We start from the raw sequence: 22,888 nt of genomic DNA, 5'->3' as shown, positions 1-22,888 counted from the left end.
CCACGGGGAGGGGGAGCATGGCGAGCACGGGGATCCGGGCGGCCGCCGGGGCGGGGCCGTGGCCCGCGCCCGGTCCGGCGGTCCGGCTGGGCGGGGCGCCGTTCGCGGGGTTCGCGCTGGCGGTGGTGGCGGCTCTGGTGCCGGCGCTGCGGGCGCCGACCGGTCTGGCGGTGCTGGGGCTGGCGGTGTTCGGCCTGCTGCACAACGTGCTGGAACTGCGGTACGTGGCCGGGCGGTTCGCGGCGGTGCTGGCGGGTCCGCTGCTGCGGCTGCTGCTGGCGCTGGTGACCGGGATCGTGGTGTGCCGGCTGCTGCCGGCGTCGCGGCTGTCCCAGTCGGCGGAGATCCTGCTGGCCTATGGTCTGCTGGCGGCGGCCTGTCGGTACGGGCTGCGCGGCCGGCCGGGGCCGTCGGTGGCGGCGGGGGTGGGGCTGGTGGCCGCGGCTTCGGCTTCGCTGGCCTTCCCGGCGTACCACTTCGTGGTGCTGGCGCACCTGCACAACGTGGTGCCGCTGCTGTTCCTGGCGGAGTGGTCGCGCCGGCTGGCGCGGGGGCGCGCGGCGTTCCTGGTGCTGCAGTGCGGCTGGGTGCTGCTGGTGCCGGCCCTGTTGCTGAGCGGGTGGCTGGACGGCTGGCTGTCCCAGCGCCCGGGGGGTTGGACGGACCGGCTGGCGGCGGTGTACACCCCGCCGGGTTGGCTGACCCCGCAGGTGGGGTTGCGGTTCCTGGCGGTGTTCGCCTTCCTGCAGACGATGCACTACGTGGTCTGGGTGTGGTTCCTGCCGCGGTACGCGCCGGAGGCGGCGGAGCGTTTCGACGCCCGGGTGCCGGGTCTGCGGGGCGGCCGGGCGTGGGCGCTGGGGGCGGGGGCGGGCGGGCTGCTGGCCCTGTTGTTCGCCGTGGATTACGCCCAGGGCCGCTCGGTGTACGCGGCGCTGGCCAGTTACCACGCGTATCTGGAGTTCCCGGTGCTGCTGGCGCTGGTGCTCGGACTCGGCGAAGGCCGGAACGCGGAGGCCGACGCGGCCGCGGACCCGGACCAGGTGCGGACGGGCCGAAAGGAGGTGAAGGTATGAGGACGACGACCCTGTTGGCCGACATCGCTCCGGCGCCGACCGGCGGCTCGGGTGGTGAGCTCGTGGTGGTGCTGTTGCTGGCCGCCGCGATCGTGGCGGGGGCGGTCTGGCTGATCCGGCTGGAGCGCAAGCGCCGTGGCCCGGACGGCCGCTGACCTGCGGCGAAACGCACCGGGGCATGCCTGCGGTGGTGATGGCGGCGGCATGCACTATGGTTTATCTCGACATCGAGATAACTGCCCCTTACGATATATCTCGACATCAAGATACTTGCCGAGGGGCGCGCCCGGCGATGCGGCGAGGTCAGTCCAAGTAAGGCTGACCTTACCAGCGTGGCGGCCGGATATCGCACGAAGCACCCAGAAGGAGTCAGTCGTGTCCGCGAACAGCTTCGAAGCCCGCAGCTCGCTGCAGGTGGGCGACGAGTCGTACGAGATCTTCAAGCTCTCCGCCGTCGAGGGTTCCGAGCGGCTGCCCTACAGCCTCAAGGTGCTGCTGGAGAACCTGCTCCGCACGGAGGACGGCGCGAACATCACCGCCGACCACATCCGCGCGCTCGGCAACTGGGACGAGAACGCCCAGCCGAGCCAGGAGATCCAGTTCACGCCCGCGCGCGTGATCATGCAGGACTTCACCGGCGTCCCCTGCGTGGTCGACCTGGCCACCATGCGCGAGGCCGTCAAGGAGCTGGGCGGCGACCCGGCCAAGATCAACCCGCTGGCCCCGGCCGAGCTGGTCATCGACCACTCGGTCATCGCCGACAAGTTCGGCACCAAGGACGCGTTCACCCAGAACGTCGAGATCGAGTACGGCCGCAACAAGGAGCGCTACCAGTTCCTGCGCTGGGGCCAGACCGCCTTCGACGAGTTCAAGGTCGTCCCGCCGGGCACCGGCATCGTCCACCAGGTGAACATCGAGCACCTGGCCCGCACCGTCATGGTCCGCGGCGGCCAGGCCTACCCGGACACCTGCGTCGGCACCGACTCGCACACCACCATGGTCAACGGCCTGGGCGTGCTGGGCTGGGGCGTCGGCGGCATCGAGGCCGAGGCCGCGATGCTCGGCCAGCCGGTCTCCATGCTGATCCCGCGCGTCGTCGGCTTCAAGCTGACCGGCGAGCTGCCGGCCGGCACCACCGCCACCGACCTGGTCCTGACCATCACCGAGATGCTGCGCAAGCACGGTGTGGTCGGCAAGTTCGTCGAGTTCTACGGCGACGGCATCGGCTCCATCCCGCTGGCCAACCGCGCCACCATCGGCAACATGTCGCCGGAGTTCGGCTCGACCTGCGCGATCTTCCCGATCGACGCCGAGACCATCAACTACCTGAAGCTCACCGGCCGCGATGCGCAGCAGCTCGCCCTGGTCGAGGCGTACGCCAAGGAGCAGGGCCTCTGGCACGACCCGGCGCACGAGCCGGTCTACTCGGAGTACCTGGAGCTGGACGTCTCCACCGTCGTCCCGTCGATCTCCGGCCCGAAGCGCCCGCAGGACCGCGTGATCCTGGCCGAGGCCGCCGAGAAGTTCGCCGAGGCGCTGCCGACCTACTCCGCCGAGGCCTCGAAGCCGACCGCCGTCACCGCCCCCGACGGCTCGACCTACGAGATCGACAACGGCGCGGTCGTGATCGCCTCGATCACCTCCTGCACCAACACCTCCAACCCCTCCGTCATGCTGGGCGCCGCCCTGCTGGCGAAGAAGGCCGTGGAGAAGGGCCTGCACGTCAAGCCCTGGGTCAAGACCACCCTGGCGCCCGGCTCCAAGGTCGTCATGGACTACTACGAGAAGGCCGGCCTGCTCCCGTACATGGAGAAGCTGGGCTTCAACCTGGTCGGCTACGGCTGCGTCACCTGCATCGGCAACTCGGGCCCGCTGCCCGAGGAGGTCTCGGCCGCCGTCAACGAGTCCGACCTGGCCGTCGTCTCGGTGCTCTCCGGCAACCGCAACTTCGAGGGCCGGATCAACCCCGACGTCAAGATGAACTACCTGGCCTCCCCGCCGCTGGTGGTCGCCTACGCCCTCGCCGGCAACATGAACGTCGACATCACCAAGGACGCCCTGGGCCAGGACGCCGACGGCAACGACGTCTTCCTCTCCGACATCTGGCCGTCGGAGCAGGAGGTCGCCGAGACCGTCGCCGGCTCCATCGACGAGGCCATGTTCGACAAGGGCTACCAGGACGTCTTCGCCGGCGACCACCGCTGGCAGTCGCTCCCGGTCCCGACCGGCAACACCTTCGAGTGGGACACCGAGTCCACCTACGTCCGCAAGCCCCCGTACTTCGAGGGCATGGCCAAGACCCCGAGCCCGGTGACCGACATCGCCGGTGCCCGCGTCCTGGCCAAGCTGGGCGACTCGGTCACCACCGACCACATCTCCCCGGCCGGCAACATCAAGCCGGGCACCCCGGCGGCGCAGTACCTGACCGCCAACGGTGTCGAGAAGCGTGACTTCAACTCCTACGGCTCGCGCCGCGGCAACCACGAGGTCATGATCCGCGGCACCTTCGCCAACATCCGCCTGCGCAACCAGATCGCGCCGGGCACCGAGGGCGGCTACACCCGCGACTTCACCCAGGCCGACGCGCCGGTGTCGTTCATCTACGACGCCTCGCAGAACTACCAGGCCGCCGGCGTCCCGCTGGTCGTCCTGGCGGGCAAGGAGTACGGCTCCGGCTCGTCCCGCGACTGGGCCGCCAAGGGCACCGCGCTGCTCGGCGTCAAGGCCGTCATCGCCGAGTCCTACGAGCGCATCCACCGCTCGAACCTGATCGGCATGGGCGTCCTGCCGCTGCAGTTCCCGGAGGGCGAGAACGCCGAGTCCCTCGGCCTCACCGGCGAGGAGACCTTCTCCTTCACCGGCGTGACCGAGCTCAACGAGGGTCGCACCCCCAAGACCGTCAAGGTCAAGGCCACCCGTGACGGTGCGGCCGACAAGGAGTTCGACGCGGTCGTCCGCATCGACACCCCCGGTGAGGCGGACTACTACCGCAACGGCGGCATCCTGCAGTACGTGCTGCGCTCGCTCATCGGCTGAGCTCCGCGCTAGTGCCCGAAGGGGTCGGACCGCCCACCGCGGTCCGGCCCCTTCTGCACGGCGCACCGGATGCCGACGCCCCCTTGTGCGGCCGGCCGTCGATGGACTAAACCTCTGTGCCATCTGGTCCAGACCATTTGACGCCGCCTCAGAGAACGGGTCCGGTATGCCCACTCGCGCCTCAGCGCTGCTCGCCGCCACCACCGTCGCCGCCCTGCTCGTCGCACCCACCGCCGCGAACGCCGCGGAGCGCGGCCACCACGGGCCCGGGCTGAAGGGCCAACGGGTCGGCTACTTCACCCAGTGGGGCGCCGACAGCTCCGCCAAGCGGGTCCAGGACTCCGGCCAGGCCGCCAGGCTCACCGTCGTCAACTACGCCTTCGGCAACGTCTCCGCGGACGGCACCTGCTTCGAGGGCAACGACTCCGGCCAGGGCGACGCCCGCGACGACTACCAGCGGACCTTCTCCGCCGCCGACTCGGTGGACGGCGTCGCCGACGCCCCCGGCCAGCCGCTCAAGGGCCACTTCAACCAGCTGCGCAAGCTCAAGGCGAAGAACCCGCAGCTGCGCGCGGTCATCTCGCTCGGCGGCTGGAGCTGGTCCAAGTACTTCTCGGACGCGGCCGCCACCGACGCCGCCCGCAAGAAGTTCGTCTCCTCCTGCATCGACCTCTACCTCAAGGGCGACCTCCCGGTCCTGCCCGGCTCCCCGGAGGGCGGCGCGGGCGCGGCCGCCGGCGTCTTCGACGGCATCGACATCGACTGGGAGTACCCGGGTGGCGGCGGGGACGCCGGCAACGTGGTCCGCCCCGAGGACGGCCGCAACTACACCCTGCTGATGGCCGAGTTCCGCCGCCAACTCGACGCGCTGAGCGGCCGGAAGGGCAAGCACTACCTGCTCACCGCCGCCGTCGCCGCCAACGAGACGGTCGCCGACCGGCTCGAACTGCCCGCGCTGAGCCGGTCGGTGGACTGGCTCAGCCTGATGGCCTACGACCTGCACGGCCCCTGGGAGGGCAAGGGCCCGGCGAACCACCAGGCCAACCTCTACTCGGACCCCGCCGACCCGGACACCCGGCAGCGCTCCGCGGACAGCGCCGTCACCCACTACCAGGACCGCGGCCTGCCCTCCGAGCAGCTCGTCCTCGGCGCCCCGCTCTACGGCCACGGCTGGACCGGCGTCGCCCCCGGTCGGCGCGGCGGCCTCTACCAGAGCGCCGGCGCCGCCGCCCCCGACCACTCCTACGCCGAGCTCGACGCGCTGCCCGGCCGGGTGTACGTGGACCGCGACCACGGCGCGTCCTGGAAGTACGACGGCACCACCTTCTACAGCTACGACACCGCCGAGGTGCTCACCGAGAAGGCCCGCTACGCGCGCTGGAACGACCTGGCCGGGGTGATGGTCTGGTCGCTGGACGGCGACGACGCCAGGGGCAGCGCGATCGCCGCCCTGGACCGCGGCCTGCGCCGGGACTGACCCGGCCCGCCGGGGCCGATCCGCCGGGACCGACCCCGGTACGGGCCCGCCGGAACGGATCCGGCGGGCCCCTTCGCGGCGGCGTCAGGCCTGCTGTCAGGCCTCGCGTCAGGCCTGGTCGCAGGCCTGTGCCCGCAGGGCGCGGGCCAGGTCGTCCCGGCGCTCCAGCACCAGGCGGCGCAGTGCCGGCGCGGCCTGCGGGTGGCCGTCCAGCCAGGCGTCGGCCTCGGCCAGGGTCTGCGCGTCGGTCTGGGCGATCGGGAAGAAGCCGCCGACGATCCGGATCGCGATCTCGATGGTCCGCTCGGCCCAGACCCGCTCCAGCAGCTTGAAGTACGGCGCCGCGTAGAGGGCGGTGAGGTCGCGCTGGGCGGGGATGGCGAAGCCCGCGCTGTTGGCCTCGACCAGGGCGCTCGGCAGCTCGTCCGAGTCGATCACGGCCGACCAGGCGGCGGCCTTGGCCTCCGGGGTGGGCCGGGCGGCCAGGCACTGGGTGTACTGGCGCTTGCCGCCGGCGGTGTTGTCGGCGGCCAGTTCGCCGGCGAGCTCCTCGTCGCCGGCCTGTCCGGCGGCGGCCAGGGCCAGCCACAGCGACCAGCGCAGCTCCTGGTCGACCTCCAGGCCGTCGATCCGGGCACTGCCGGCCAGCAGGCCGCGGACCAGGCCGAGGTGCTCGGCGCCGCCCGCGGTCTGGGCCAGGAAGCGGGCCCAGGCGAGCTGGTGGTCGCTGCCGGGGACGGCCTCGCGCAGCTCCCGCAAGGCGCCGTCGGCGAGCCGGCGGGCGCCCTCGGCGCGCCACTCGGGGGCGGCGTACAGGTCGACGGCGGTCTTGGACTGGGCGTGCAGCGACTGCAGCACGCCGATGTTGCCCTCCTGGCCGGCGAAGCGCAGCACCAGGGCGACGTAGTCGCGGGCCGGCATCAGACCGTCCCGGGTGAGGTTCCAGACCGCGGACCAGGCGAGCGCCCGGGCCAGCTCGTCGCGGATGTCGCCGAGGCCGGTGCGCAGGGTCTCCAGCGAGTCGGCGTCGAAGCGGATCTTGCAGTAGGTCAGGTCCTCGTCGTTGAGCAGGACCAGGTCCGGGCGCCGGCGGCCGACGGCCTCGGCGACGACGGTGCGGGCGCCGGTGACGTCCAGCTCGATCCGCCCGGTGCGCAGCAGGGCGCCGTCGGAGTCCCGGTCGTACAGGCCGATCGCGATCCGGTGCGGGCGCAGGGTGTCGCCGTCCTGGAGGACGGCGAGTTCGGTGATCCGGCCCTCGGCGTCGGTGGTGACCTGCGGGGTGAGCGCGTTGACGCCGGCGGTCTGCAGCCAGGCGGCGGCCCAGCTCTTGAGGTCGCGCCCGCTGGTCTCCTCCAGCACGCCCAGCAGGTCGCCCAGTTCGGTGTTGCCGAAGGCGTGCCGCTTGAAGTAGCGGCGGGCGCCCTCGAAGAAGGCCTCCGAACCGACGTAGGCGACCAGCTGCTTGAGGACGGAGGCGCCCTTGGCGTAGGTGATGCCGTCGAAGTTGAGCTTGGCGTCCTCGAGGTCGCGGATGTCGGCGGTGATCGGGTGGGTGGTGGGGAACTGGTCCTGCCGGTAGGCCCAGGCCTTGCGCTGGTTGGCGAAGGTGACCCAGGCGGAGGAGTACCGGGTGCGGGCGCCGATCAGGCCGTAGGAGCCCATGAAGTCGGCGAAGGACTCCTTGAGCCACAGGTCGTCCCACCAGCGCGGGGTGACCAGGTCGCCGAACCACATGTGGGCCATCTCGTGCAGCACGACGTTGGCACGGGACTCGTAGGCGGCGTCGGTGACCTTCGAGCGGAAGACGAACTCCTCCTTGAAGGTCACGCAGCCCGGGTTCTCCATCGCGCCGATGTTGTACTCGGGGACAAAGGCCTGGTCGTACTTGCCGAAGGGGTACGGGAAGTCGAACTCCTCGTGGAAGAAGTCGAGTCCGAGCTTGGTGACGCCGAGGATCTCCTCCGCGTCGAAGTGCGGGGCGAGCGAGCGGCGGCAGAGCGCGGCGAGCGGGATCTCCAGGGTGGTGCCGTCGGCGAGTTCGCGGCTGTAGTGGTCGGTGGCGACGTGGTACGGGCCGGCCACCACGGCGGTGAGGTAGGTGGAGATCGGCTTGGTGGGCGCGAACTCCCAGGTGCGGGCGTCGCCTTCGGCGGTCACGTTCTCGTGCACGGCGTTGGAGCGCACGTCCCAGGCGGCCGGGGCGGTCACCGTGAAGGTGAACGGGGCCTTGAGGTCGGGCTGTTCGAAGGTCGCGAACACCCGGCGGGCGTCGGCCGGCTCGTAGTGGGTGTAGAGGTAGGTCTCGCCGTCCGCCGGGTCGACGAAGCGGTGCAGGCCCTCGCCGGTGCGGCTGTAGGCGCAGTCCGCCTCGACGGTGAGGACGTTCTCGGCGGCCAGCCCGTCGACGTGCACCCGGGCGCCGTCGTAGGCGGTGGCCGGGTCCAGGGCGCGGCCGTTGAGGGTGACCGAGCGGACGGCGGGGGCCAGCAGGTCGAGGAAGGTGGCGGCGCCGGGCTGGGTGCAGCGGAAAGCGATGGTGGTGGTGGAGCGGAACGTCGCGGCCGCCGGGTCGGGGGCCGAGGTCACGTCCAGCCGGACGTCGTAGCCGTCGACGGCCAGGACGCCGGCTCGCTGCTGTGCTTCCTCGCGGCTCAGGTTCTTGCCCGGCACGGCGGTACTCCTTTGTCCGGCCCGCACGGTGGTGCGTGGGTGGGTGCTGTGGTCCCGCGCACGGTCTGTGGCCCGCGCACGCAGGGGCATCCTTTCACGCCCGCCCGGCCGGTACCATTGCACAGGCCGCCGCGCCGGAGCCGGAATCAGCGGCGGCGGGCGGGTGTTGGGGTTCGGGTGGGGCGATGCCCCGCAGCCTCGGAACACCTCACGAAGGACGAGACCCAGTGACGACTGCCGCTGAGCGCAAGACCGCCGACTTCTGGTTCGACCCGGCCTGCCCGTGGGCGTGGATGACGTCCCGCTGGCTGATCGAGGTCCAGCAGCTGCGCCCGGTCGACGTGAACTGGCACGTGATGAGCCTGTCGGTGCTGAACGAGCACCGCGACCTGCCGCAGAACTACCGCGAGCTGCTGGACAACGCCTGGGGCGCGGTGCGGGTGTGCGTCGCAGCCGCCCAGCAGCACGGGGAGGAGGTGCTGGGCCGGCTCTACACCGAGCTGGGCCTGCGCTTCCACAACCAGGGCCTGCCGCAGAACCGGGAGACGATCCAGGCCGCCCTGGTGGCCGCCGGCCTGCCGGCCGACCTGGCGGACGCGGCGGACACCGACGCGTACGACGAGGCCCTGCGCGCCTCCCACAAGGAGGGCATCACCCTGGTCGGCGAGGACGTCGGCACCCCGGTGATCGCGGTCGAGGGCGCGGACGGCGACCGGGTCGCCTTCTTCGGCCCGGTGGTCACCCCGGCCCCCAAGGGCGAGGCCGCGGCCCGGCTGTGGGACGGCACCCTGCTGGTGGCCTCCACCCCGGGCTTCTACGAGATCAAGCGCACCCGGACGGCGGGCCCGTCCTTCGAGTAGGCCCCGGCACGCCGAAGGCCCGGCACGCCACGGCCCCCGGTACGCGGAAGGGCCCGGCTCGGTACCGGGCCCTTCCGCGTCGTGCCTAGCGGGCGGCGGCCGCGTCCCGCCGCTGCTTGAGCAGTCCGGCCGCGCTGAGCAGCGCGACCAGCACCCCGGCCGCGTACAGCTGCCGGCGGTTGCCCTCGGTGGTGGTCATCAGCGCGAGGATGCCGGCCACGGCGGCCATCGCGACCCAGGTCAGGTACGGGTAGCCCCACATCTTGACGGTGAGCAGCTCGGGCGTCTCGCGCTCCAGCCGGCGGCGCATCCGCAGCTGGACGATGCAGATGAACAGCCAGACCACCAGGATCGCGACGCCGGTGGTGTTCATCAGCCAGGTGAACACGGTGTCCGGCCAGAACTTGGCGGCCAGCACGGCGCCGAAGCCGAACAGGCAGGAGGCCAGCACGGCCCGGCGGGGCACCCCGCCGGAGACCTTGGCCAGCGCCTTGGGGCCCTGGCCGCGGCCGACCAGCGAGTAGGCCATCCGGGAGGCGCCGTAGATGTTGGCGTTCATCGCGGACAGCAGCGCGATCAGCACCACCGCCTCCATGATCGTCCCGGCTCCGGGCACCCCGAGGTGGCGCAGCACGGTGACGTACGGGCCGTCGGCGACGACCGCCGGGTCCTTCCAGGAGACCAGGGTGACCACCAGGGCCATCGAGCCGATGTAGAAGATCGCGATCCGCCACACGGCGGTGCGCACCGCGTTGGCGACGTTCCGCTTGGGGTCGTCGGACTCGGCCGCGGCGATGGTGACCGTCTCCAGGCCGCCGTACGCGAAGACCGAGGCGAGCAGGCCGACGATCAGCCCGCTGACGCCGGTGGGCAGGAAGCCGCCCTGGCCGGTGAGGTTGGTGGCACCGGGGGCACCGGGGCCGATCACCCCGGCGACGCCGAGCCCGCCGATGACCAGGAAGGCGATGATCGCGGCGACCTTGACGGTGGCGAACCAGAACTCGAACTCGCCGAAGTTCTTCACCGCGGTGAGGTTGCTGGCGCAGAAGAAGACCATGAACAGGGCGACCCAGACCCAGGCGGAGACCCCGGGTATCCAGCCGTTGACGATCTTCCCGGCGGCGGTGGCCTCGGCGGCGACGCCGCAGCACAGCATCACCCAGTACATCCAGCCGGCCGTGATCCCGGCCCAGGGGCCGATCTCCTTCTCGGCGTGCACCGAGAAGGAGCCGGAGGCCGGGCGGGCGGCGGACATCTCGCCGAGCATCCGCATGATCAGCATGACCAGCAGGCCGGAGAGGGTGAAGGCGAGGATGATCGCCGGCCCGGCGGCCGCGATGCCGGCGCCGGAGCCCACGAACAGGCCGGCGCCGATGACGCCGCCGAGGGCGATCATCGACAGGTGGCGCTGCTTGAGTCCGTGGCTGAGCTGCTGGCCACCGGACGGCGGGGGAGCCTCGGTGGTCCCGGGCGCCGGGCGCGCGGAGGTGGGGGCCATAGGGGTGGATCCAGACTGTGCGGAATGCGGCATGAGCTGTCCAATATCCGGGGCGCCCGCTGCTCATGCCAACGAGGTCCGCCGTGGGCCCACGATGCGGACCGGGCGGTGACCGTACGTGGCGCAGGATTGACGGAACGTCGCCGGGGGCCGGTTCCGACAAGCTTCACGGGCGGGGCTTTGTCCGAAACCGTGGCATCGGCGCAGTGGATCACCACGTAGGTTCACAGGTGTTCACTCACCTGGACCCCACGGAGGATCCCCCGATGGCCACTGCCACCACCCCGATAGCGCGCCGCGCCGTCCTCGCCGACCTGCTGCCCACCGCCTCGACCCGCCTCGGCACCCAGGTCCGCGACCTGGCCCTGGTGGTCGGCGGCGCCGCGCTGACCGGCGTGGCCGCCCAGCTGTCGGTCAACGTCCCCGGCTCGCCCGTGCCGGTCACCGGTCAGACCTTCGCCGCCCTGCTGGTCGGCACCGCGCTCGGCGCCCGCCGCGGCGTCGCCTCGCTGGCGCTCTACCTGCTGGCCGGCATGGCCGGCCTGCCCTGGTTCGCCGAGGGCACCTCCGGCTGGGCGATGCCCTCCCTCGGCTACGTGCTGGGCTTCGTCCTCGCCGCCGCCCTGACCGGCGCGCTGGCCCGCCGCGGGGCCGACCGCTCCCCGGTGAACACCGCCGTCACCATGGTCCTGGGCAGCCTCGCCATCTACGCCGTCGGCGTTCCGTACCTGGCGTTCAGCCTGCACGTCCCCCTCGCCCGCGCCGCCGAGCTGGGCCTCTACCCGTACCTGGTCGGCGACGCGCTCAAGGCCGCCTTCGCCGCCGGTGCGCTGCCGCTCGCCTGGAAGCTGCTCGGCCGCCGCTGAGACCCCGGCCCCCCGTTGTCGGGCCCGGGCGCACCCGCATGCCACACTCATGGCATGCGCGTGTACCTGGGCTCCGACCATGCCGGATACGAACTGAAGAACCACCTCGTGGAGTGGCTCAAGGGGGCCGGCCACGAGCCGGTCGACTGCGGGCCGCACATCTACGACGCCGAGGACGACTACCCGCCGTTCTGCCTGCGCGCCGCCGAGCGCACCGCGGCCGACGCGGACGCCCTCGGCATCGTGATCGGCGGCTCGGGCAACGGCGAGGCGATCGCCGCCAACAAGGTCAAGGGCGTCCGTGCGGCGCTGGCCTGGAGCGTGCAGACCGCCGAGCTCGGCCGTCAGCACAACAACGCCAACGTGATCTCCATCGGCGGGCGGATGCACACCGAGGACGAGGCCACCAAGTTCGTCGAGGTCTTCCTCAACACCCCCTACAGCGGCGAGGCCCGGCACACCCGCCGGATCGAGATGCTGAGCGAGTACGAGACCACCGGCGAGCTCCCGCCGATCCCGGCCCACCACCCCCAGGGCTGATCCACCCACCCGTCCGTTCTTCCGTGGCGACGGCCGGCCGCACCCTCTGGTGCGGCCGGCCGTCGTCGCTCGCGTCGCCCCCGGCGGCACCTGTGGCATCGGCCACAGCACCCCGCGCACCCGGCATCCCCGCACGCGGGGCGCACGCGCCGCCCGCGGGCTCCGTATGTTCAACCGGCGCACGCTTCCTGACGGCGCGCCCGCCACCGGCCCGATCGGCCGAAACCCGCCGAGCGGTCCGCGCGCCGGGGCCGCCGCCCGCCCCCGGGCCGTCGACGCCGGGCCGCACCCGTGGATAGGGTCGGACCCCATGGCTGGCAGACCGCCGGGCGAATCGCCCCAGACGACTGCGACGAGGCCCGGCGCCGCTCCGGCGTCCGACCCCGTGACGGCCCGGCTGCGCAAGAGGCTCCGCCGGGCCCGCCGAAGGCTGCGCACGGCCGGTGTCGACTACTTCCGCGGCGGCGCCGCCGACTGGCCGGTGCTCTGCGCGCTGGCCCTGCTCGTCCCGCTGATGATCCTGCTCAACATCTGGATCCCGGACTGGGCCCCGCCCACCGCCCTGGTCCTGCCGATCCTGGCCGGCGCCCTGCTGCTGCGCCCCGGCAGCCTGGTGGTGCTCTACGCGCTGGCCGCCCTCGGGCTGTCCGCCGAGTCCGTGATCCACACCGGCCAGCGGGTCGCCAGCGACAACCCGGAGGCCTACGTCTACGGCGTGACCCCCGGCGCGGCCCTGGTGGTCGGCGCCGCCGGGGTGGGCGGCCTGCTGCTGGCCCAGTTCCGGGCCCGGGTCGGCGTCCCCTGGTGGGGCGGCTCCACCATGCTGTTCGACCTGCGCGAGCGGCTGCGGGTGCAGAGCCGGGTGCCCGAGCTGCCGACCGGCTGGCACGCGGACATGGCGCTGCGCCCGGCCGGCGGCCAGTCCTTCTCCGGCGACTTCGTGGTGGCCGCCCGCACCGGCCCCGGCCAGCGGCTGCTGGAGGTCGTCCTCGCGGACGTCTCCGGCAAGGGCATGGACGCGGGCTCGCGGGCGCTGCTGCTGTCCGGCGCCTTCGGCGGCCTGGTCGGCTCGCTGCCCGCGCACGACTTCCTGCCCGCCGCCAACGGCTACCTGCTCCGCCAGTCCTGGGAGGAGGGCTTCGCCACCGCCGTCCACCTGGTGCTGGACCTGGACACCGGCGAGTACGAACTGCTCTCGGCCGGGCACCTGCCCGGCATGCAGCGGCTGGCCGGCGAGGGGCGCTGGGAGGTCAAGGAGGCCGAGGGCCCGCTGCTCGGGATCTACGACGGCGCCAAGTTCGACGGCGTCCGCGGCCGGCTGAACCGGGGCGACGTGCTGATGCTGTGCACCGACGGCATGGTCGAGGCGCCCGGCCGGGATCTCGCCGAGGGCATGGACCGGCTGATGGGGGAGGCCGACCGGCTGGTCCCCGGCGGCGCCCCGGGCGGCGGCGCGGGCGCGGCGGCCGCGCTGATCGAGACGGTCGCCCGGGACATCAACGACGACCGCGCCGTCCTGCTGCTCTGGCGTGATTGAGCAGATCCTCGTCAGGTGCCATCGGCGCATATGCCACCGGCAGGGCTCTCGTGTCAAGCCTGGCAGCTGATCTTCAGCCATATCGGGCGCCCCGTCGGCTGAGCGGATCTGCGGCTTCCGCTCCCCGCCCCCGGGCGTTTCCCGGCCGCTCAGCACCGCCCCGCCGACGATTCGTCAGAACGGCTCCGCTATCGTCCCGGTCGGCGGAAACTCGTCTCGCATCGCAGGATGTCGGCGTTGGGCTGACTGTCAGACCTTTACGCAATCGGCACGGTCGACCACACTGAGTCCGGGCGGGACTGTTCAGGATTCGGGGGATGGGGGGCGACACGTGCGGCACACCAGACAGCGGGCCGACGCGTACTCCCTCGCCGGCGCTGCGCCGGACGGTCCGCGATTCCGCCTCGGGACCGTCGGACAAGCCGGGGTCCGGCTTCGCAGGTGCCGCCGGGCGGCGGCGCCACGCTATGAAACGAGGAAGTGAGTCCGGGTGGCACTCTCCGTCTCCGCGCTGGTCCTGTTCGCGATCCTGTGCATCATCTTCATCCGGAACAAGCAGCTGAAGATCCCGCACGCGATCGTCGCCGCCCTGTTCGGCTTCATGCTGCACGAGACCACGATGGCAACCTCGATCAACTCGCTGCTGGCCAACCTGGCGCACAGCATCTCGAGCATCACCGGGGGCTGACCCGGCCGGGCCGACGGACGGCTCCCGCCCGCCCCTTCGGTTCGGGGCGAGCGGGCGGGTCACAGCTACCGGCCGGCCCGCCGGGCCTCCCGCCAGCGGGCGAACAGACCCCGGGGGCGCGCCGCCGCCGGGGCCGGGGCACGCACCGGTGCGGACGCCGGGGCGCCCGTCGGCCAGGCCGTGACCGGCGCGGCCCGCTCCGCCGTCAGCAGCACGAACAGCCGCGCCCAGCACAGCCGTTCGCCGCGCGGCCAGTCCAGCGCGCGCAGCGCCGCGGAGGCCGCCTCCGACACCTCGCCGCCCACCCGGACCTCGGCGACGTCGTCCCCCGCCTTCCCGCCCAGGAAGAGCTTCACCCCGACCGGCCCCGGCCCGGTCAGCTCCCGGCCGAGTGCCGGCGCCAGCGCGGGCAGCACCCGGTGCTCGGCGAGCCAGGCCGCCAGGTGCTCGTTGCCGAAGCCGAACACCGCCGCCGGCCCCTGCACCGCCCGCCAGCCCGGGAGTTCGGGCAGGTCCGGGCGGTCGGCGTGCACCCCGCGCCCGTCCGCCAGTTCGACCAGCACCGAGGCGGTGGTGGTCGCCCACATCTTCACCGCGTTCGCGAGCTTCTCCTCCTCGGTCTTGCCGAGGCCGGGCGCGCAGTCCCACACCACCGGGGCGTCCGCCCGGCCGAGCTGCAGCACGAAGCCGAGGTCCACGTGCCCGGCGCCGCCGTCCTCCCCGGGGTGCTCGCGCACCGCCACCGCGGTGGTCCCGGGGCCGCGCACCACCTCGCCGTCCGGGTGGAAGTCCTGGCCCAGTCGCGCCATCTCCCGGACCACACAGCGCTGTATGACCGCCAGTCGCTCCTGCGGACCCACCGGGACTCCTCCACCTCGGGAGCGCGGCGCCAGGGGTGGCGCTCGAACTGCGCTCGAACGCCGCCGAGGCTATCGGCCAGACCGCCGTGCGGGAAACCGTGCGGACGGCTTCTCCCTGCGGTCGCGGAAATGTCCGGGATGCCCCACTTTGGTGAGCGGAACCCGACCGCCGCCCGCCTGGAGAGCCCGCATGGCCCGCACCGCCCCGACGCCCCCCGCGCCGCACCCGACCGCACTCGCGGACCTGCTGGCGGGCCCGGACGGCTCCGGCCTGGTCGCCGAGGTCGAGGCCTACCTCGCCTCGCTGCCCGCCCCCGCCCGCACCCCGGGGCCGTACGTCTGCCGCTACGGGAGCACCCTGCGCCCCTGGCAGGCCGGCCACCCGGAGCCCAGGGCCACCCTGCTCGACCGGGCGCTGCGCCGCCCCGCCCGGCCCGTCCCGGTGACCGCCGCCGACCACCTGCGGCTGGCCTCCCGCTACATCGGCGTGCACGGCTGGCTGCAGGGCGCGATGTGGGACGGTGCCGGGCGGGTCTGCCTGCTCGGCGCCCAGGCCGCCGTCCTGGCGTACGGCTACGGCACCCCGGCGACCGTGCGGGCGGGCCGGGTCCAGCTGATGGAGGTGCTGCACGCCACCGGCCGCCCGGCGCGCTCCCCGGACGAGTACAACGACCGCCCCACCACCCGGGAGGGCGACGTCCACCAGCTGCTCGACCGGGCCGCCGCCCGGGCCGCCCGGCTGGGGCTCTGAGCGGCGCGGCCCCGGGAACGCCGACGGCCCCGGTGCGCTGTTGCGCACCGGGGCCGGATCGGAAGAGCGGGCGACGAGAATCGAACTCGCGTGACTAGTTTGGAAGACTAGGGCTCTACCATTGAGCTACGCCCGCGCGACCCCCCCAGCCGTTCCCGGCCGGAAGTTCGGGAGACAGCGTACCTGGTCCGGTCGCTCCTGTGCACACCGCATTCCGCGCGGACCCTCTTCCGCGGCGCTCGCGCCGTGCCCCGAATAAGTCGACGAGCCGTACAGGCCCGGCGTGTACGCTTCCTCTCGGCACCACGGGGTGTGGCGCAGTTTGGTAGCGCGTCCGCTTTGGGAGCGGAAGGCCGTCGGTTCGAATCCGGTCACCCCGACAGTGCGGCAGGGTCTCGCCCACCGGGGCGGGGCCCTGTTCTGTTCGGGGGTACGGTGGCGTCTGGCGTCCGCCTTTCGTGGTACCGGTAGGATGGGGCGCTGGCGGTAGTCCCTGTGGCGTCAACCCAGGTCAACCGCACGAGGGCGAGGAGTCAAGCTCACCGTCCACCCACACGGGAGATGCAGCTCCAACCGCGCCCATCGCCCGTCTCGTCCGACCCACCCGTTCCGGCTCCGGCCGGGCGTGCGGGGCGGGCGGAGACAACCTGACCGCAAGCCATAGGAGACCAAACCGTGAAGAGCGCCGTCGAGACTCTGAACCCGACCCGGGTTCGACTCACCGTCGAGGTGCCCTTCGAGGAGCTCAAGCCCAGCCTCGACGCGGCGTACAAGAAGATCAACCAGCAGGTCACGGTTCCGGGCTTCCGCAAGGGCAAGATCCCGGCTCGCGTCATCGACCAGCGCTTCGGCCGCGGTGCCGTGCTGGAAGAGGCCGTCAACGACGCCCTGCCGCGCTTCTACACGCAGGCCGTCGACGAGGGCAAGATCGAGGTCCTCGGCCAGCCCGACATCACCAACATCGAGGGTGTCGAGAAGATCGCCGACGGCGGTGACCTGAAGTTCACCGCCGAGGTGGACATCCGTCCGGAGATCACCCTGCCGGAGTTCTCCTCCATCGAGGTGACCGTCGACCCGATCGCCGTCTCCGACGAGGACATCGACAAGTCGCTGGAGCAGCTGCGCGAGCGCTTCTCCTCGGTCAAGGACGTCGAGCGCGCCGCCGCCGAGGGCGACATCGTGGTCGTCGACCTGATCGCCAAGGTCGACGGCGAGGTGCCGGAGGACGGCACCGCCACCGGTGTCAGCTACGAGATCGGCTCGGGCCGCCTCATCGACGGCATCGACGAGGCCGTGCTCGGCCTGTCGGCCGGCGCGGAGAAGACCTTCGAGACCGAGCTCAAGGGTGGCACCCAGGCGGGCAAGACCTCCGAGGTCACCGTCACCGTCACCGCCGTCCAGGAGAAGGAGCTGCCGGAGCTGGACGACGAGTTCGCCCAGCTGGCCAGCGAGTTCGACACCCTGGAGGAGCTGCGCGCCGACTCCCGCAAGCGCCTGGAGCGCATGAAGGAGTACGACCAGGCCACCCAGGCCCAGGAGAAGGTCCTCGACGCCCTGCTCGCGCTGGTTGAGATCGAGTACCCCGAGAAGCTCCTGAAGGACGAGATCGAGACCCGCAAGCACAACCTCGAGCACCACCAGCTCGAGCCGATGGGCCTCAACATCGACACCTACCTGGAGACCCAGGGCAAGACCCGCGAGGAGTGGGAGGCGGAGATCGAGGAGCAGGCGAAGAAGGGCATCAAGACCCAGTTCGTCCTGGACCAGATCGTCGCGAACGAGGAGCTGGGTGTTAACCAGGAGGAGCTCACCGAGCACCTCATCCGCCGTGCGGCCGGCTCCGGCCTCACCCCGGACCAGTTCGCCCAGCAGGTCGTCCAGGGCGGCCAGGTTCCGCTGCTGGTCGGCGAGGTCGCCCGCGGCAAGGCGCTGGCCACCGTGGTCGAGGCCGCCAAGGTCGTCGACACCGAGGGCAACGAGATCAACTTCGACGACGAGGACGAGACGGCCGAGACCGTCGAGGCCCCCGCCGAGGCCGCTGCCGAGGAGACCACCGAGGCCTGAGTGCCCCGGTAGCCCCCTGAAGCGCTGCAACGGGCCCGGACGCCGTACGGTGTCCGGGCCCGTTGTCGTCCCCGCCGGGCGTTCCGCCGCCCCCGCGACCCTGCGCTCACAGCGAACAGTTCTGCGTGAGGGATTCTGCGGCCGGGCCTGCGCGTTAGGGTCCTTGGACAGCAACAATCACGACGTGATACCCGGAAGCTGTGCGACACCGTGACGGCCGCCCGGCGACCGTCCAAATCGACTGAGCAGGTGGCTAAGTGACGTTCCCGCAGATGCAGATGGGCCCGATGGCGCCGCACGCCGCCTCTGGTGACGTGCTCGGCGGCCTGGGTGACCAGGTCTACAACCGGCTCCTGAACGAGCGGATCATCTTCCTCGGCCAGCAGGTCGACGACGACATCGCCAACAAGATCACCGCGCAGCTGCTGCTGCTGGCCGCTGATCCCGAGAAGGACATCTTCCTCTACATCAACTCCCCGGGCGGCTCGATCTCGGCGGGCATGGCGATCTACGACACCATGCAGTACATCAAGAACGACGTCGTCACCATCGCGATGGGCATGGCGGCCTCGATGGGTCAGTTCCTGCTGACCGCCGGCGCCAAGGGCAAGCGCTTCTCGCTGCCGAACGCCAACATCCTGATGCACCAGCCCTCCGCGGGCCTCGGCGGTTCCGCCACGGACATCCGCATCCAGGCCGAGCAGCTGCTCCGCACCAAGAAGCGGATGTCCGAGCTGATCGCCTTCCACAGCGGCCAGTCCTTCGAGCAGATCACCCGGGACTCCGACCGCGACCGCTGGTTCACCCCGGAGGAGGCCCTGGAGTACGGCCTCATCGACGCGATCATGCACAGCGCCGCGGACGTCCCCGGCGGCGGCGGCACGGGCGCCTGAGCCTCGGCCCGGCCCACGAGACCACAGCCACAACGCCCCGGAGGACAAGAACCCCCATGAACATCCCCAGCCTGTCGGCCGCCCAGGCCCGCGTCGAGGACATGCGCGCCGAGGGTCGCTACATCGTCCCGCGCTTCGTCGAGCGCACCACGCAGGGCATCCGCGAGTACGACCCGTACGCCAAGCTGTTCGAGGAGCGCATCATCTTCCTCGGCTCGCAGGTCGACGACGTCTCGGCGAACGACATCATGGCGCAGCTGCTGTGCCTGGAGTCGATGGACCCGGACCGCGAGATCCAGATGTACATCAACTCGCCCGGCGGCTCGTTCACGGCCCTGACGGCCATCTACGACACCATGCAGTACGTCAAGCCGGACATCACCACGGTCTGCATGGGCCAGGCGGCCTCCGCCGCGGCCGTGCTGCTCGCCGCCGGCACCCCCGGCAAGCGGATGGCGCTGCCGAACGCCCGGATCCTGATCCACCAGCCGTACACCGAGACCGGCCGCGGCCAGGTGTCCGACCTGGAGATCCAGGCCAAGGAGATCTTCCGGATGCGCGAGCAGCTGGAGCAGATGCTCTCCAAGCACTCCAACAAGCCGGTGGAACAGGTGCGCGACGACATCGAGCGCGACAAGATCCTCACCGCCGAGGAGGCCCTGGAGTACGGTCTGGTCGACCAGATCATCTCCACCCGCAAGACCTCGCTGACCTCCTGAGGCCGGCACCGTCGGGGCGGGGCGCGCACCCGGTTGCGCGCTCCGCCCCGACCCGTCGGCGGGCGCTGCCACGGCATCTGTTCGGTATCAATTCGCCCAGGGCGTAGGGCAGACCCGGCGAAGAGGACGGAATCACGGGCCCGGCAGAGTACCGTCGGATAGCGAGACCGAGCGCCGTCGGCGCGGACGGTCCACAGCACCAGGCCCCGGAACCCCTGCGGGGCCCCTGGCGAAGGGGAAGCACCTCGTGGCACGCATCGGAGACGGTGGCGACCTGCTCAAGTGCTCGTTCTGCGGCAAGTCGCAGAAGCAGGTGAAGAAGCTGATCGCCGGCCCAGGCGTGTACATCTGCGACGAGTGCATCGACCTGTGCAACGAGATCATCGAGGAGGAACTCGCCGAGACCTCCGAGGTCCGTTTCGAGGAGCTCCCGAAGCCACGCGAGATCTACGAGTTCCTGGACCAGTACGTGGTCGGCCAGGACCTCGCCAAGAAGGCGCTGTCGGTCGCGGTCTACAACCACTACAAGCGGGTCCAGGCGGGCGAGGCCGGCCGTAGCGGCGGCAACGGCCGCGAGGACGCGATCGAGCTGGCCAAGTCGAACATCCTGCTGCTGGGCCCCACCGGCTCCGGCAAGACCCTGCTGGCGCAGACCCTGGCCCGGATGCTGAACGTCCCCTTCGCGATCGCGGACGCCACCGCGCTGACCGAGGCCGGGTACGTCGGCGAGGACGTCGAGAACATCCTGCTCAAGCTGATCCAGGCGGCCGACTACGACGTCAAGAAGGCCGAGACCGGGATCATCTACATCGACGAGATCGACAAGGTCGCGCGCAAGAGCGAGAACCCGTCGATCACCCGCGACGTCTCCGGTGAGGGCGTGCAGCAGGCGCTGCTGAAGATCCTGGAGGGCACCACCGCCTCGGTGCCGCCGCAGGGCGGGCGCAAGCACCCGCACCAGGAGTTCATCCAGATCGACACCACCAACGTGCTGTTCATCGTCGGCGGCGCGTTCGCCGGCCTGGAGCGGATCATCGAGGGCCGGGCGGGTGCCAAGGGCATCGGCTTCGGTGCCAACATCCGTTCCAAGCGCGAGTCGGACGCCAGCGACCACTTCCGCCAGGTGATGCCCGAGGACCTGGTGAAGTTCGGCATGATCCCCGAGTTCATCGGCCGTCTGCCGGTGATCACCAGCGTGCACAACCTCGACCGCGAGGCGCTGCTGCAGATCCTCACCGAGCCGAAGAACGCGCTGGTCAAGCAGTACCGCAAGCTCTTCGAACTGGACGGCGTGGAGCTGGAGTTCTCCCGGGACGCGCTGGAGGCGATCGCCGACCAGGCGATCCTGCGCGGCACCGGCGCGCGCGGTCTGCGGGCCATCATGGAGGAGGTGCTGATGTCCGTGATGTACGAGGTCCCCTCGCGCCAGGACGTCGCCCGCGTGGTGGTCACCGGGGACGTGGTCTCCAAGCACGCCATCCCCACCCTCGTCCCGCGCGACATGATCAAGCGCGAGCGCCGCGACAAGAGCGCCTGAGCCGTCGGCCCACAGCCTGAAGGGGCCCCGCACCGGAATCCGGTGCGGGGCCCCTTCGCTTCGCCACTGCCGTGCCGGCGTGCCTACTTGGGCACCTCGGCGACCGCGCGCAGCTCGCGGGTGTCGGTGGCGAGCTTGTCCAGGTCGGGCCGGGTGCCGGGGGCCGGCACCCGGCCCACCAGGATCACGCTGCTGCTGTCCGCCCAGACGCACAGGCCCGCCTGGTGGTTGGACCTGGTCATCACGGCGCACTCCATGGTGCCGCCCTTGGGCCCGGCGTCCACCGTGTGCCGCTGGGTGATCGCGTCGGCCTTGCCGCCGCCGGCCCCGGCGAAGGCCTGGTCGAGCTGCTCCTTCGGCAGCAGGACCTTGCCGTAGCCGCCGGCCACGATGAGCTGCTGCCTCGACTGCGCGTCCTGGTACACCCCGGCCACGCCGATGGGGTTCCAGGCGCCGTCGCCCTGGCCGAAGCTCTTGGCCATGCTCCGTTCCATCTCGGCGGTGACGGCGCTGTCGTTGTCGCGGGTGAGGTCCTGGAAGGTCTCGGGCAGGACGACCTTCTGGGTGCCGGCGCTGTTGGTCGCGTCCCAGACGGCGTAGGCCAGCGCGCCGCCGCCCAGCAGCACGACGGCGCCGATGGTGCCGAGCACGATCCACAGGGTCCGGTGGGACCGGCGCGGCGGCGGGACCGGTGCGTATCCGCCGTAGTAGGGCGGGTAGGCCCCGGCAGCGCCCGGCGCGCCCGGGTAGCCGGGCGGCGGGGCCTGCGGCGGGACGCCGTAGCCGTGGTCGGTCGCCGGCGGTGGTGCCGGGAAATCCGCCTGTGGCGGGCCGAACGGGTTCTGATCGGACATGCGGGGCCCCTTCCCGGGACGGCGCGTGTGTGGATGGTCGCCGGTGGGCCCGGCGGGGCCGGAGCCGGTCCGGGCGTGCCAGGGCTACTTGGCGACCTTCATGGCGTCGCGGACGGTGCGGGCCTTCTCCGCGGCCTGGGCCGGGGTGATGCCCGGGTCGGTGCCCTCGCTGCTCAGGCTGATGTGGCTGAAGGTGACCCGGCCGTAGGTGGACTTGTCCGCCCACACGCAGACCGTCGGGCCGGGCTTGCCGATGATGCTGGTGACGCCGCAGCTGAGCTTGCCGTCGGAGGCGTGGCTGTCCTTGGCGGGGAAGTCGGCCATCGGGGTGGACCAGGTCAGGCCGCCGCTGTCCTTCTTGGAGTCGGCGATGATCTGGCTCGGGTCGTTGATGCTCCCGTAGATGCCGATGACCGACAGCGAGTCCATGTTCTTGACGTCGCTGCCCTTGCTGTAGCTGGCCACCACCCCGTGCAGGTCCGTGCCGACCTTCGCGACCTCGGGATTGCTCATGTCGGCGGCCTTCTCGGTCGCCGACTTCTGGACGTAGCCGTCCAGCAGCGTCTGCGGGGCGCTGAGCTTGTACTGGCCGCCCGAGTCGCTGCCGCCGAGGAACTTCCAGGCGGCGAAGCCGCCGCCGCCGAGCACCAGCGCGCCGATGACCAGGCCGATCACCAGGCCGCCCTTGCCCTTGCGCGGCGGCACCGGGTAGCCCGGCTGGCCGTACGGGCCCTGCGGCGGCATGCCGTACTGGGGCTGCGGCGCGCCGTACGGCTGCTGCTGGGGCGGGTACCCGTACTGGGGCTGCGGGGCGCCGTACGGCTGCTGCGGTGGCGGCGCGCCGTAGGGCTGGCCGCCGTAGGGCTGGCCCTGAGGCTGCGGATACTGCTGTCCCTGTCCCTGGCCGTACATGTGTCCTCGTGCTCCCCCGCCGCACCAGCGGCCGATCTTCGTATGGG

The 22,888-nt window shown here is 71.8% G+C and carries 19 protein-coding genes and 2 tRNA genes; 15 read left to right on the top strand and 6 right to left on the bottom strand.

Translation table 11 applies throughout. The features are described 5' to 3' along the window. The first annotated feature begins 17 nt into the window (after positions 1-17). The 4 genes from ABTY61_RS15425 to ABTY61_RS15410 all read left to right on the top strand — a co-directional run bounded on the left by ABTY61_RS15425 (position 18) and on the right by ABTY61_RS15410 (position 5,589). Positions 18-1,076 (top strand): hypothetical protein, encoded by a 1,059-nt coding sequence (locus ABTY61_RS15425; RefSeq protein ID WP_350505467.1) that lies wholly within the window; start codon positions 18-20, stop codon positions 1,074-1,076. Continuing rightward, positions 1,073-1,231, top strand: coding sequence for a hypothetical protein (locus ABTY61_RS15420; RefSeq protein ID WP_188305384.1), 159 nt, complete (start codon positions 1,073-1,075; stop codon positions 1,229-1,231). The genes ABTY61_RS15425 and ABTY61_RS15420 overlap by 4 nt, the downstream gene beginning before the upstream one ends. Positions 1,232-1,451: 220 nt before the next feature. Continuing rightward, positions 1,452-4,112 carry an aconitate hydratase AcnA gene (gene acnA / locus ABTY61_RS15415; RefSeq protein WP_350505466.1) on the top strand — a complete coding sequence of 887 codons (2,661 nt, stop codon included), beginning with the start codon at positions 1,452-1,454 and terminating at the stop codon, positions 4,110-4,112. A gap of 166 nt (positions 4,113-4,278) precedes the next feature. Further along, positions 4,279-5,589, top strand: coding sequence for a glycoside hydrolase family 18 protein (locus ABTY61_RS15410; protein ID WP_350505465.1), 1,311 nt, complete (start codon positions 4,279-4,281; stop codon positions 5,587-5,589). 108 nt (positions 5,590-5,697) lie between these two features. Here the strand turns inward: ABTY61_RS15410 and pepN are convergent, their stop codons facing one another. After that, positions 5,698-8,262, bottom strand: coding sequence for an aminopeptidase N (gene pepN / locus ABTY61_RS15405; protein ID WP_350505464.1), 2,565 nt, complete (start codon positions 8,260-8,262; stop codon positions 5,698-5,700). 185 nt (positions 8,263-8,447) lie between these two features. On the opposite strand from pepN, the gene ABTY61_RS15400 reads away from it, so the two are divergent. Continuing rightward, on the top strand, positions 8,448-9,122 hold the full coding sequence (locus ABTY61_RS15400; protein WP_502895320.1) for a mycothiol-dependent nitroreductase Rv2466c family protein: 675 nt from the start codon (positions 8,448-8,450) through the stop codon (positions 9,120-9,122). An 85-nt stretch (positions 9,123-9,207) separates the two neighbouring features. On the opposite strand, the gene ABTY61_RS15395 is transcribed toward ABTY61_RS15400, so the two are convergent. Continuing rightward, positions 9,208-10,620: an amino acid permease gene (locus tag ABTY61_RS15395; RefSeq protein ID WP_502895319.1), complete on the bottom strand. Its 1,413-nt coding sequence runs from the start codon at positions 10,618-10,620 to the stop codon at positions 9,208-9,210. Between the two features lie 266 nt (positions 10,621-10,886). Here ABTY61_RS15395 and ABTY61_RS15390 point away from each other — a divergent pair, with 266 nt between their 5' ends. The 4 genes from ABTY61_RS15390 to ABTY61_RS15375 all read left to right on the top strand — a co-directional run bounded on the left by ABTY61_RS15390 (position 10,887) and on the right by ABTY61_RS15375 (position 14,251). Next, complete coding sequence (locus ABTY61_RS15390; RefSeq protein WP_350505462.1) at positions 10,887-11,486, top strand: biotin transporter BioY; 600 nt, start codon at positions 10,887-10,889, stop codon at positions 11,484-11,486. A gap of 54 nt (positions 11,487-11,540) precedes the next feature. After that, complete coding sequence (locus tag ABTY61_RS15385) at positions 11,541-12,026, top strand: ribose-5-phosphate isomerase (protein WP_350505461.1); 486 nt, start codon at positions 11,541-11,543, stop codon at positions 12,024-12,026. Between the two features lie 310 nt (positions 12,027-12,336). Continuing rightward, positions 12,337-13,563 carry a PP2C family protein-serine/threonine phosphatase gene (locus tag ABTY61_RS15380; protein ID WP_350505460.1) on the top strand — a complete coding sequence of 409 codons (1,227 nt, stop codon included), beginning with the start codon at positions 12,337-12,339 and terminating at the stop codon, positions 13,561-13,563. Positions 13,564-14,053: 490 nt separating this feature from the next. Then, entirely contained in the window at positions 14,054-14,251 is a 198-nt protein-coding gene (locus tag ABTY61_RS15375; RefSeq protein ID WP_188304780.1) for a hypothetical protein, read from the top strand. 65 nt (positions 14,252-14,316) lie between these two features. Here the strand turns inward: ABTY61_RS15375 and ABTY61_RS15370 are convergent, their stop codons facing one another. Beyond that, a complete protein-coding gene (locus tag ABTY61_RS15370; protein ID WP_350505459.1) occupies positions 14,317-15,111 on the bottom strand; it encodes a DUF6348 family protein in 795 nt (264 codons plus the stop codon). A 190-nt stretch (positions 15,112-15,301) separates the two neighbouring features. On the opposite strand from ABTY61_RS15370, the gene ABTY61_RS15365 reads away from it, so the two are divergent. Beyond that, positions 15,302-15,862 (top strand): DUF6197 family protein, encoded by a 561-nt coding sequence (locus tag ABTY61_RS15365; protein WP_350505458.1) that lies wholly within the window; start codon positions 15,302-15,304, stop codon positions 15,860-15,862. A 65-nt stretch (positions 15,863-15,927) separates the two neighbouring features. On the opposite strand, the gene ABTY61_RS15360 is transcribed toward ABTY61_RS15365, so the two are convergent. Next, positions 15,928-15,998: transfer RNA gene (locus tag ABTY61_RS15360), tRNA-Gly, on the bottom strand. A 170-nt stretch (positions 15,999-16,168) separates the two neighbouring features. On the opposite strand from ABTY61_RS15360, the gene ABTY61_RS15355 reads away from it, so the two are divergent. The 5 genes from ABTY61_RS15355 (at position 16,169) to clpX (ending at position 21,075) form a co-directional block, all read left to right on the top strand. Next, positions 16,169-16,242: transfer RNA gene (locus ABTY61_RS15355), tRNA-Pro, on the top strand. Positions 16,243-16,537: 295 nt separating this feature from the next. Next, positions 16,538-17,926, top strand: coding sequence for a trigger factor (gene tig / locus ABTY61_RS15350; RefSeq protein ID WP_350505457.1), 1,389 nt, complete (start codon positions 16,538-16,540; stop codon positions 17,924-17,926). 278 nt (positions 17,927-18,204) lie between these two features. After that, positions 18,205-18,819 carry an ATP-dependent Clp protease proteolytic subunit gene (locus ABTY61_RS15345; protein WP_329931219.1) on the top strand — a complete coding sequence of 205 codons (615 nt, stop codon included), beginning with the start codon at positions 18,205-18,207 and terminating at the stop codon, positions 18,817-18,819. 56 nt (positions 18,820-18,875) lie between these two features. Next, on the top strand, positions 18,876-19,538 hold the full coding sequence (locus ABTY61_RS15340) for an ATP-dependent Clp protease proteolytic subunit (RefSeq protein ID WP_350505456.1): 663 nt from the start codon (positions 18,876-18,878) through the stop codon (positions 19,536-19,538). Positions 19,539-19,785: 247 nt separating this feature from the next. Next, entirely contained in the window at positions 19,786-21,075 is a 1,290-nt protein-coding gene (gene clpX / locus ABTY61_RS15335; RefSeq protein ID WP_030283761.1) for an ATP-dependent Clp protease ATP-binding subunit ClpX, read from the top strand. 83 nt (positions 21,076-21,158) lie between these two features. Here clpX and ABTY61_RS15330 read toward each other — a convergent pair whose 3' ends face one another. After that, positions 21,159-21,929 (bottom strand): hypothetical protein, encoded by a 771-nt coding sequence (locus ABTY61_RS15330; protein ID WP_350505455.1) that lies wholly within the window; start codon positions 21,927-21,929, stop codon positions 21,159-21,161. Between the two features lie 84 nt (positions 21,930-22,013). Further along, positions 22,014-22,841, bottom strand: coding sequence for a hypothetical protein (locus ABTY61_RS15325; RefSeq protein WP_350505454.1), 828 nt, complete (start codon positions 22,839-22,841; stop codon positions 22,014-22,016). Positions 22,842-22,888 lie beyond the last annotated feature (47 nt).

The organism is Kitasatospora sp. NPDC096128, from assembly GCF_040303105.1.
Taxonomy (GTDB): domain Bacteria; phylum Actinomycetota; class Actinomycetes; order Streptomycetales; family Streptomycetaceae; genus Kitasatospora.
Note: the sequence above shows the minus strand (reverse complement) of the source record. Positions and strands in the feature narration are given on the sequence as shown.